The organism is Sinorhizobium medicae (genome assembly GCF_007827695.1).
Taxonomy (GTDB): domain Bacteria; phylum Pseudomonadota; class Alphaproteobacteria; order Rhizobiales; family Rhizobiaceae; genus Sinorhizobium; species Sinorhizobium medicae.
Genome location: NZ_VITA01000019.1, coordinates 105379 through 114734 on the forward strand (window position 1 = coordinate 105379; position 9356 = coordinate 114734).

Consider the following 9356-nt stretch of genomic DNA (forward strand, 5'->3'; position numbering starts at 1 on the left):
AGGAGCAGTGAAATTTTCAAAACTTCAATTTTGGTCGGCTCGCCCGAGACATCACGTCACTGCCAGCACACGTCCCGTGTCATACTGGCGCACAAAATCGACTCGCGTACCGTCCCAATGATAGCCGTAGTGGCGTCCCTGGATGGGGATAGTGATCACGTCGGGCCAGAAGGCGCCGATGCAGCGCCCACCTCGCATCCGCACACTGTCCCAAACCAACCCGTCGCTTCCTGCGGCCCGCAGATCGCGTCCCTCGACATGCGACGCGGTATAATCGTCCGGGTGCAGCACGCCGGGCACGGCGCTGACGTCGTCGAGATCCCGATCAACGCTGCCGATCAGGATGCGGAAATCGGCAGTCCAACCGGGCTCCTCATTGGTGGCGCGCATGAATTTCTCGTGGTGACAAATGGTCTCGGCGACGGCGACCACTTCGCTGTCCCCCGCATAGTAAATGCCGTAGCTGCCATTGGTGAACCGACCCGGCCGCAGAACCGAGCAATGTACGAAGGGTGCCATGACGAAGCTCGCGCCGGGGCCGGACACTCGGCGGGCAGCCGGAATCTTGCCCAGATCGCCGATCTCGAGCCGAATGCGCGGATTCGTCTTCTCCTCGACCGCAGCAAGCGCTTCCCAGTCGCGTGGGTCCGCAATGTCTTCGAAGAGGTCGACCGGCGGATAGATCGATCGGATAATGCGATAGGTCTGCTGCCATTGAACGCGTTTGCGGACCGCAAGCCCACTCACCATGCACTACGCTCCGCATCCAACCATTCGCGCAACACTGAAAGATCCGATATTTCACCGCGGAGCATAAGATCCAGGGCCGAGAAGCCACCGAAGGCCGCGTTGGGTTTGCGCATCCAGGCGTAACCCCGTGCTGCCTCTTTGAACAAATATCGCAGACCTTTGTGGATGCCCATAAGGTGAGCCATCCTCATCCGGAGATCGCGATCAATTCTGCCGATGTCACCGTCCTTCCACCGCGCCCAGGTGCGGGGGGACATCCCTCCTAGGAGAATGCACGACTCAGCGTCGGAGAGCTTCCAGGCTCTAGAGAGGTTTACGACAGCACGTGCCAACGCGCCGGCTTCCGCGTCGGTTATCGCATCTGTTGTAGCGGTTGGTGTCGTGACAATTGGCTGAAGCTGCATCGGACCTCGCTTTCTGGCGAAACTATAGCTTATTTCTGCCGTTTGGCAAAATCGCAACGGCTGCGCTGCAGTCAATCACCATCTGCATCGCCGGATGTCCGAAGCGAAACCTCCACTCTCAAAATTTGCCTGAGCGTTCCAGCATCCGCCAGAAAAACTGCCGGATCGTCTCCCGCCACGAATTCCAACATGGCGAAGCGCCGGCCTCTCCAGCGCGATTGGGGCAAGGCAGTAAGGACCGTTCGCCAGTAGTCGGCGGCGGTTGCCAAGCCGAAGCGGTTGCGACAGCGGTCCCAGGCAAACACGTGGACATGCGATATATGCTCACCGACCTGAGCGATTTCCGTAAGCGCCTCCTCAAGCGGGAGACCGGGCCGCGGTTGCCAGTAGAGATAGACATTCGGATGCCCGACCGCCTCAATAAGGCTTTGCGCCGAAAGGGTTTCATCGGTTAGCGACTGCGGATGATATTCGAGCGATACCGTGACCCCATGCCGGGCAGCTTCTGCCCCCATCTGGCGGATTGCCTCTGCGGCGTGGCGTCGTTCCTCGGCGCTGTAATTGCTGGAATCGCGCTCGCGCGTGCCAGCCCAGATACGGATATTCGAAGCACCAAGTGCGACCGCTGTCTCCAGCGCCGACTTGAACGCGGCAAAGTCGTCGGTCGGTGGCGCGATGTATGAGCCGTAGGACGCCTTGAGGCCGGCATTTTCGCACCGCCGAGCCACGGCGCGGGCGGCGTGCAGATCTCCGGGAAAGACATGGGCATCTCCCGCCCATTCGACGGCCGCAAGCCGCGCCTCCACGGCAAGTGCGACGATCTCGTCTGCGGGCAGCTTCCGGAAGGTCACCGAACAGAGGGCGGGCTCGATATTGATCATGCGATCCTCGCCAGGTCGCGATTGAGCACTTCGAACAGGAGCGGCTTGCCTTCCAGGAAGCGGGCGACCTCATCGACAGCCATTTCCCCGAGACGCCTGCGCTCCAGGCCGATGGCGCCGGCAATATGCGGCGTCAGAAAGACGTTAGGCAGATCGTAGAGCGGTGAGTTCCCCTCCGGAATTTCGGGGTGAGTGACGTCGATCACTGCATTGATCGAACCCGTCTGCAGCTTTGCGATGAGCGCTGCTTCATTGACCAACGCACCCCGCGCAGTGTTGATCAGCGTCGCTCCTTCCTTCATGAGGGCGAGCTGGCGGGCATCGATCATGTGCCGGGTCTCAGGCAGCAGGGGCGCATGCAGCGACACGATGTCGGAGCGGGCCATCAGTGCCGCTAGATCGACCTTCTCGGCCCCGAGTGCCTCCGCCTCGGCCTCGCTGATCAGCGGATCGTAGAGCAGCAATTGATAGTCGAAGAGACGTAAGAGCTCGATCACACGGCGCCCGATCCGCGAAGCGCCGACGATGCCGACGATGCGGCGGTGATTCCCGATGGCTTCCCCCTGCAGGGTCTGGATGCGCCCGCGGCCCCGGTCGGCCGCATAGATGTCGCGGAACTGAAACACCCGTTTTCCGGCGAAGATCACGGCTGCAAGCGTGAACTCGGCAACGGGAACGGCATTGGCCTCGGCCGCATGGCTTACCTTGATCCCAGCTTCGAAAACGCTCCGGCCGACGAGCCCCTTTATCGTGCCGGCGGCATGCACGATAAGCCGAAGGTGCGGCGCCCGGGCGAGGGCGGCCTCATCGAAGAACGGTGCACCCCATCCCGTCACCAGGATCTCGGCCTCGCCTAGCAATCGCTTCGCCCGCTCGTCGAATTCGGTGATCGGCCGTTCATCGAGGATGCGGGCGAGGCCGGCGAGCCGCTTGAGAAGCTCAGGCGTCAGGACATAGCGCGTTCGTTCGGGCTGCATCGCAAAGGCGACGGTCGGAAGGCTCATGGGATCCGTCCCGGCGCCAGCATCGTGCTGACGTTGAGGCCTTCCGCGCGGATGGCGACGAGCTTTTCGATGTCGGGCATCACCGGCGGGCTGGGCCAGGCTTCGGCGAGCGCGGGATTGTTGCGGAACGCGATCACGGCGCATCCCAGGACGGTCTCACCGGATGGGATCGAAGTCCGCAATTGCGGCACAAGCGTCCTTGCGGCAATCAGATTGGTGTTCGGCGGAGCTTTCTGAACGATACCCTCGCGCGGGACGGTCGAGCCGAGATCGCGAATCCCGCTGAAATCCTCGGCCCCGATGGCGTGAGCCGTCCCTTCTGCTGCGAAGAGCGTGTCGGCATCGAAGTCTCGTCTATCGATCGCGAAACCGCCTTCGGCCGTTTCCAGCGGTCGCGGGGTGGTGATCCTGTGCACGCGCACATGCCAGGGAGAGGAGGGGATCAGCCAGGTTTCGACCAGAACATCGGGCCATGGCGACCATTTGGAGAACAAGACATCGCCCGCGATCAGTACCTCCTCATTGGCCTCGCGCACCCGGTAGTGGATGCCGTCGTCGCTGAAGGCCAGCATCGAGTCGAAAGCTCCGCCAACGAATCCCCGTTCGTCGCTCTCGATGCTGAAGGCGTAGCGCGCGGAATACGCGAATTTCGCGTATTTTTCCGAGCCGAAGCGCATTTGGCGGTTTTCCTGGCCGGAGGAAAGCGCCACGACGTCGCCATTGACCGGCATCATGACCATGCCTGCATGGCGCAGATCCAATGGCTCGGTGGATTGCTGCAGCGGCACTTCCGTGCTCGTCCAGAAGGGATGGTTTTCGCCTGTGGCAAGCGGCAGGAAGGCCTTGAACGCCCAATAGGGCGAGCCCGCCGAATTGTAACTTTCCGACATCAGGAGGTTCGGATAGCCGTAACCGATAGAGAGCACGCCGTCCCTGTGCGCTATCGGCTTGTCCGCCCACCATCTGAGATGGCGTAGGCAAAGTCCCTTGATTTCCCCCCAGGGCAGCGCCTCGAGGTCAGCAAAGGCGAGTGCCGACCAGAAACCGGCGCAGGCGAAGCGATAGGTGAGACTTCGTCCGAAAGGGAGCGTTGCCCCGTCCTCGGCAAACCAGTGGCGGAAATCCTGCGCGAAGGAGATCGCCCGTTCGCGGTATCGCTTCGCATGGTCGTCGTCTACAAGGCGCGCATAGATGAGCCCGTAAAAGTGCATGGCGAAGGCGATATAGTGGTCGACGCGCCGCACATTGCCGTCGCGATACCAGCCATCGGCAATATAGAAACCGTCCAGTTCGGCCAGATAGGATCTGGTCAAGCTGCGGTCGTGGTCGATGCCGAGGCGATCGAGGGCGATGTCGACGAAAATACGAAAGAACTTCCAGTTGTTGTCGGCATAGTCGAAGGTGCGGGCGTGGAGGAGATAGGCGACGAGATTCTCCCGCGCGCGCCGGCTCAAGGGATCCCACAGCTTTTCCGGCACCAGCGCCAGGGCGAAGCCCAGCGCTGCAAGTTCGACCATTCGCTGATCCCGTCCGTTCACCTGGCCCCAGAACTCCGGATGTTGAGGATCCGTGCCATTGGCGATCCCTTCCGCATAGCGGTCCCAATGCCCGAAGTCTCCGCCACCGGCAGCAAAAGGTGCAAGGCCCCAAAGAGGCCTTGCAAAGCCTTCCAGATCGGCAGCGGCTCGGTCGAAATGCGCAGCAGCGGCGTCGAGACGGACCCGCGCATTGCCGGTGGAGAAATAGGGGAGGAGCGGATCGAACAGATCGAGAAGCGCGCTCTGCATGTCGCCGCGCTTTTGGAGCGGATTTCCGGCAAGCGGATTGGCGCTGGCGGGATCATAGGTCATGCGTCGTCCTTCGTGCAATCGTGCCGCCGGGCACCGGGGTGACCGCGTGAGAGACATGCCGCGCGGGCACGTCCGGATGAGCGAAGCGAAACTGCATCATGCCGACCGCTTCCCGGCCGAGCGCTGCACGGTCGACATGCATCGTCGAAAGGCGCGGATTGGCCATCTCGGCGCAGGGCAGGTCGTCGAACCCGATAATGGCGAAATCATCCGGTACGCGGCGGCCAAGTTCGGTGACCGCCTCGAGAACGCCCACTGCGATGAAATCGTTCATACAGAAGGCCGCGGTGAAATTCCCGTCCACGGCGAGCGCATCGAGCGTTGCCGCATGGGCTTCCGCGCTCGAATTGGTCTCGAAGGGCAGGCGGACGATGCGCGCCGCGCAGCCTTCAGCGCAGGCGATGGCCGCTTCGAAGCCGCGCACACGCTCGCGGATCGTATGGCGATGCGATCCGGTCAGGTGGAGGATGCGCCTGTGCCCGGCATCCAGCAGCATCCGCGTGGCAGCGAAGGCGCCGAAGAAGTTTGGCGGCGAGATGCCGTCGAAGCGCAATTGTGGATCGACGCCATTGACGAGGACGACGGGCAACCGGCTTTCCACGAGCCAGTCGCCAAGTGCCTCGCTGGGGTCGATCCCGACCAGAAAGAGCCCTTGCGCCCCGACTGATTCCAGATGTTCGCCAACGACTTGCGGCGTCGCCTTCATCTCGTTGATGAGGCGGATGTCGAACGACATGCCCTGCGCGGCTGCCTCTGAGCGCAAGCCATCGACGATGCCCTGGTAAAAAGCGCTCAAGCCGCCGGTAACGCCGTTGCTTGCGATCAATGCCAGTGCGCGTGAACCAGCTGCAGTGCCGGCTTTGAGTGGGTAGCCGAGCTCGCTTGCGACCTTGAAGATCTGTACCCGGACATCTTCGCTGATGCCGGGTTCGTTGGCGAGCACGCGCGAGACGGTAGAAACCGATACGCCGGCATGGGCGGCGATGTCGGCTTGGCGGAGTCTTCTCGAGGGTCTTTCGATCATGGTGCAAACATTGCGCAACCAATGCAAATTTGCAAGTTAAAAAGAAATATTGCGTAAGTTATAATTTTGCATAAGCTCTTGCGCAACTTGGAGCCTGCAGGTGCTGAGGAGAGTGCCGGGCAGGGCAGCAAAGGGGAGGATTGGCATGCTACTCAACAGACGCGGATTCATGGCCGGCGCGGCTGGTGCCGCGGCAGGTGTCGCTCTCGGGTCCCGAACGACCCTCGCGGCCGAAAGCGTGCAGTTGCGCGCCATGTGGTGGGGATCCAACGACCGCTCGAAGCGAACATTGGCAGTCGCCAAGCTTTTCGAGGAAGCCAACCCGGATATCAGGATCATCGGCGAAAGCTTGAGCGGCGACGGCTACTGGACGAAGCTTGCGACCCAGATGGCCGGTCGGTCCATTGCCGATATCTTCCAGCTCGAGCCCAGCACGATCTCGGATTACTCCAAGAGGGGCGCCTGCATGGCGCTCGACCCCTTCATCTCTTCGGCGTTGGACGTCGACGCATTCGGCAAGGACGTCCTGAAGCTGACGACGGTGGATGGAAAGCTCTGGGGTGTGGGGCTTGGCCTCAATTCTTTCGCGCTGTTCTACGATGCCGACGCTTTTGCCAAAGCGGGCATCGATCCGCCGGGAATTGACACCACCTGGGCGGAATATGCTGAGATCGCCGTCGAAATGACCAAGACGGTCGGGAAGAAAAGTGCCGGGGGCGGTCCCTACGGAGCCCGCTACGCCTATGTGTTCGATGCCTGGCTCCGTCAGCGAGGAAGCAGCCTCTATACCGATAGCGGCCTCGGTTTCGGGGTCGAGGAGGCGAAGGAATGGTATGCCTATTGGGAAGAGTTGCGCAAGCGCGGCGGCACCGTCGGAGCGGACATCCAGACGCTCGACCAGAACACGATCGACACCAACTGCCTGGCGCTCGGCTATTCGGCGATGGGCATGGCCTATTCCAACCAGATGGTCGGCTATCAGCTCATCATGAAAAGCAAGCTTGGCATCGGCATGCTGCCCCGTGCCGAGAAAGGAGGTCCCTCCGGCCATTACTACCGGCCGGCGCTGATCTGGAGCATCGGTGCGTCGACGGAGCACGGCGAAGAGGCCGCGAAATTCATCAACTTCTTCGTCAATGACGTGGAGGCCGGCAAGATCCTCGGCGTGGAGCGCGGCGTGCCCATGTCGCCGACCGTTCGCGAAGCCATCCTGCCGTCACTCAACCCGACCGAAACGGAAACGGTTAATTATATCAACGGCCTCAAGGATCAGGTGGGGAGCTATCCGTCGCCGGCGCCGCTTGGAGCGACCGAGTTCGACCAGCGCGTGCTGCGGCCGATTGCCGATGAACTCGCCTTCGAGCGGATATCGATCGGAGACGCGGCGACACGGCTGGTGGAGGAAGGCAGGGCCACGGTCCGAGCCGGCTGAGCCGGGCGCGCCACGCGAGGCTGCACGTAAGATCATTTCTCTGCTCCACCGCAAAACAGAGAAATGATCTTACTCTTCGTTTCGACGTGCTCCCGGATCGAAGATCGCCGACGCTTTTCCCGGAAGTTCCTAAAAATTGAGGGTTGCTCCAGGCGAGGTTCCGTGGCCTTTACTCACCCGGAGCACAAGGGAGTCAGCGATGGACGCCGAAATGTTAGCGGGACTCGGTGTAGCCGTCTTCATCCTCGCCATGTCGATCCTGGTCGCAGACGAGGTTGGCGATCCGCCAGATCTGAGCGCCGTGAAAATGGACATCGTGCCGAACCATTAGAGCAAGTTTGAGGAAAAGTGTACCCCGGTTTTCCGCCCGTATCCCGCTGTCACCTTTTGGATTCGATCACGTTCAAGATTATAGGTCCCTTGACCTATAATCATGAAGGTGATCGCCTGACGAAGGGGTAAGCACTCTGATCATCATTTATTCGGCGGTTCCGGCCGCGTGGCGATGAAGATGCCGCAGGCGATCATGATCGCTGCGACCGCAAGCAAGCCGATGGCCGGCGGCTCGATCGCCAGCCAGAAATAGGCAAAACCCAGAGCCATCAGTAAGATCGCGCAGATTTTGTTGCGCCGCGCAATAGCGCCGTCATCCCGCCAGTCTCGCAATGGGGGCCCAAACAGGGCGTGTCCTGCCAGCCATTGCTCGAGGCGCGGCGAAGAGCGCGAAAACAACCATGCCGCCAGCAGGAGAAATGGTGTCGTCGGCAGAAGCGGGAGAAATATTCCGGCAGTTGCCAAGCCGACCATCACCCAGGCAAGGCCGAGGAGTGCCAGGCGCACGGAAAGATTCATGTCGTCTCTTTCGTCAGGCTGAACATTAGAAAAAATACGAGAATGCCGGCAAAAAACATCAAGACTGGATTCTCTGTGCCCTTCTTCAGCAGCAGGGCGAGCAAGGACAACGTTCCACCCTCGCCGTCGTTATCGGCGCGAAGGAGGAAGATGACGTATTTCAAAGTTGCGATGGCGGTCAGCGTGCAGAGTACCAGCGAGACGAGACCGATGACTTCGTCCCGCCCGACACCACCTGGTCCAAACGTGCGCAGCGCCTCGCGAAAGGCATAGAGGGAACTGGTCCCGATGTCGCCATAAACTACGCCGATTGCTCCGACGGTCAGCCCCAGAAATTGTGGCATATTGTTCGCTTGTTCCGGTGCGTGGTCGAGGGAGTCGGTCATATGTTCCGCCTGTCCTTATGGGCGACGTGCTGATCTTAGCCGAAGACGTTAAATGCGGTCCCCTCGAGAGTCGAGCAACTGAATCAACTGAACCTTTTTCTTATTTGTTCCTGCTGAACTACTTCGGAAAGTGGGTTGCCAGCGCGGTGGCAAGCGCAGTCGCATACATTGAACAGATCTGATTCACTTGAATCTCTGGCGTAACTACGTCTATAGCGCGCCTTTGGAGCGGTTCCCCGACCTGCAATGGTGAAGTTGCTCCGCGAAGGCGCGTCAAGCGAGCTCCCGCTCAGCCGATCGCGTTGAACTCGCAGGTCGGGCATGAGGATCGAAAGGCGCAGACTGCCGACGATCCGATCTCCCGACGAGCTTGCCGCCCTGGACGCAGACAACAAGCGCCCAGGAGTTTGCTGGCTAAACAGCTCGGTGCACAGAACCTTTGGCTCACGAAGATGCTTGAGCGATTTGATATCGAATAGCGCTCAAGGAAATTTCCGGACAGAACTCATACTGTCAAGCTGTTCCTCGCTCTAGATTGCACCAAGAAAAAGTAAAGGGGCCATCGCCAAGCCAAGGAGGAATGGCGTACCGCGTCGTCTCGTCGGCGCTGTTTGAAGGAGTGGAATGCTCATCTCAGCAAGAGCCCCTGGCTCTTGCTCAGGCGCAATGTCTCTGAATGCTTCAAGGCCTCGGTCGTGCGCTCATGGGCACTGAGTTGCTGCACCGTGCGCATTGCTTTCCATGCCGATTCGACTTCCAGCCTCTGGCCCGGA

9 protein-coding genes and 2 pseudogenes are annotated in these 9356 nt (G+C 60.7%); 3 read left to right on the forward strand and 8 right to left on the reverse strand.

Annotated elements, in window-relative coordinates:
- Positions 1-51: 51 nt before the first annotated feature.
- From FB009_RS26100 to FB009_RS26125, 6 genes are all read right to left on the reverse strand, one after another.
- Positions 52-750, reverse strand: a complete 699-nt coding sequence (locus tag FB009_RS26100; protein ID WP_101804522.1) for an RES family NAD+ phosphorylase — start codon at positions 748-750, stop codon at positions 52-54.
- The gene (locus FB009_RS26105) at positions 744-1154 is read right to left on the reverse strand and encodes an MbcA/ParS/Xre antitoxin family protein (protein ID WP_101779252.1); all 411 of its coding nucleotides are present in this window, start codon (positions 1152-1154) and stop codon (positions 744-746) included. Before FB009_RS26105 ends, FB009_RS26100 begins: the two co-directional genes overlap by 7 nt.
- A gap of 71 nt (positions 1155-1225) precedes the next feature.
- The gene (locus FB009_RS26110; protein WP_101779254.1) at positions 1226-2035 is read right to left on the reverse strand and encodes a sugar phosphate isomerase/epimerase family protein; all 810 of its coding nucleotides are present in this window, start codon (positions 2033-2035) and stop codon (positions 1226-1228) included.
- Positions 2032-3039 (reverse strand): hydroxyacid dehydrogenase, encoded by a 1008-nt coding sequence (locus tag FB009_RS26115; protein ID WP_101779256.1) that lies wholly within the window; start codon positions 3037-3039, stop codon positions 2032-2034. The genes FB009_RS26110 and FB009_RS26115 overlap by 4 nt, the downstream gene beginning before the upstream one ends.
- On the reverse strand, positions 3036-4889 hold the full coding sequence (locus FB009_RS26120; RefSeq protein WP_101779258.1) for a DUF2264 domain-containing protein: 1854 nt from the start codon (positions 4887-4889) through the stop codon (positions 3036-3038). The genes FB009_RS26115 and FB009_RS26120 overlap by 4 nt, the downstream gene beginning before the upstream one ends.
- The gene (locus FB009_RS26125; protein ID WP_011969217.1) at positions 4879-5913 is read right to left on the reverse strand and encodes a LacI family DNA-binding transcriptional regulator; all 1035 of its coding nucleotides are present in this window, start codon (positions 5911-5913) and stop codon (positions 4879-4881) included. Before FB009_RS26125 ends, FB009_RS26120 begins: the two co-directional genes overlap by 11 nt.
- Positions 5914-6058: 145 nt before the next feature.
- On the opposite strand from FB009_RS26125, the gene FB009_RS26130 reads away from it, so the two are divergent.
- Entirely contained in the window at positions 6059-7345 is a 1287-nt protein-coding gene (locus FB009_RS26130; RefSeq protein WP_101804520.1) for an ABC transporter substrate-binding protein, read from the forward strand.
- A gap of 199 nt (positions 7346-7544) precedes the next feature.
- Positions 7545-7676, forward strand: a complete 132-nt coding sequence (locus FB009_RS33710) for a hypothetical protein (protein WP_018209599.1) — start codon at positions 7545-7547, stop codon at positions 7674-7676.
- Positions 7677-7819: 143 nt separating this feature from the next.
- Here the strand turns inward: FB009_RS33710 and FB009_RS26135 are convergent, their stop codons facing one another.
- Together FB009_RS26135 and FB009_RS26140 are read right to left on the reverse strand one after the other, a co-directional pair.
- Complete coding sequence (locus FB009_RS26135; RefSeq protein WP_011969215.1) at positions 7820-8197, reverse strand: YbaN family protein; 378 nt, start codon at positions 8195-8197, stop codon at positions 7820-7822.
- A gap of 38 nt (positions 8198-8235) precedes the next feature.
- Positions 8236-8583, reverse strand: a pseudogene (locus tag FB009_RS26140) (KUP/HAK/KT family potassium transporter); the annotation flags it as partial.
- Between the two features lie 260 nt (positions 8584-8843).
- Between FB009_RS26140 and FB009_RS33350 the strand changes: the two are divergent.
- Positions 8844-9062: pseudogene (locus tag FB009_RS33350) on the forward strand (hypothetical protein); the annotation flags it as partial.
- Positions 9063-9356 lie beyond the last annotated feature (294 nt).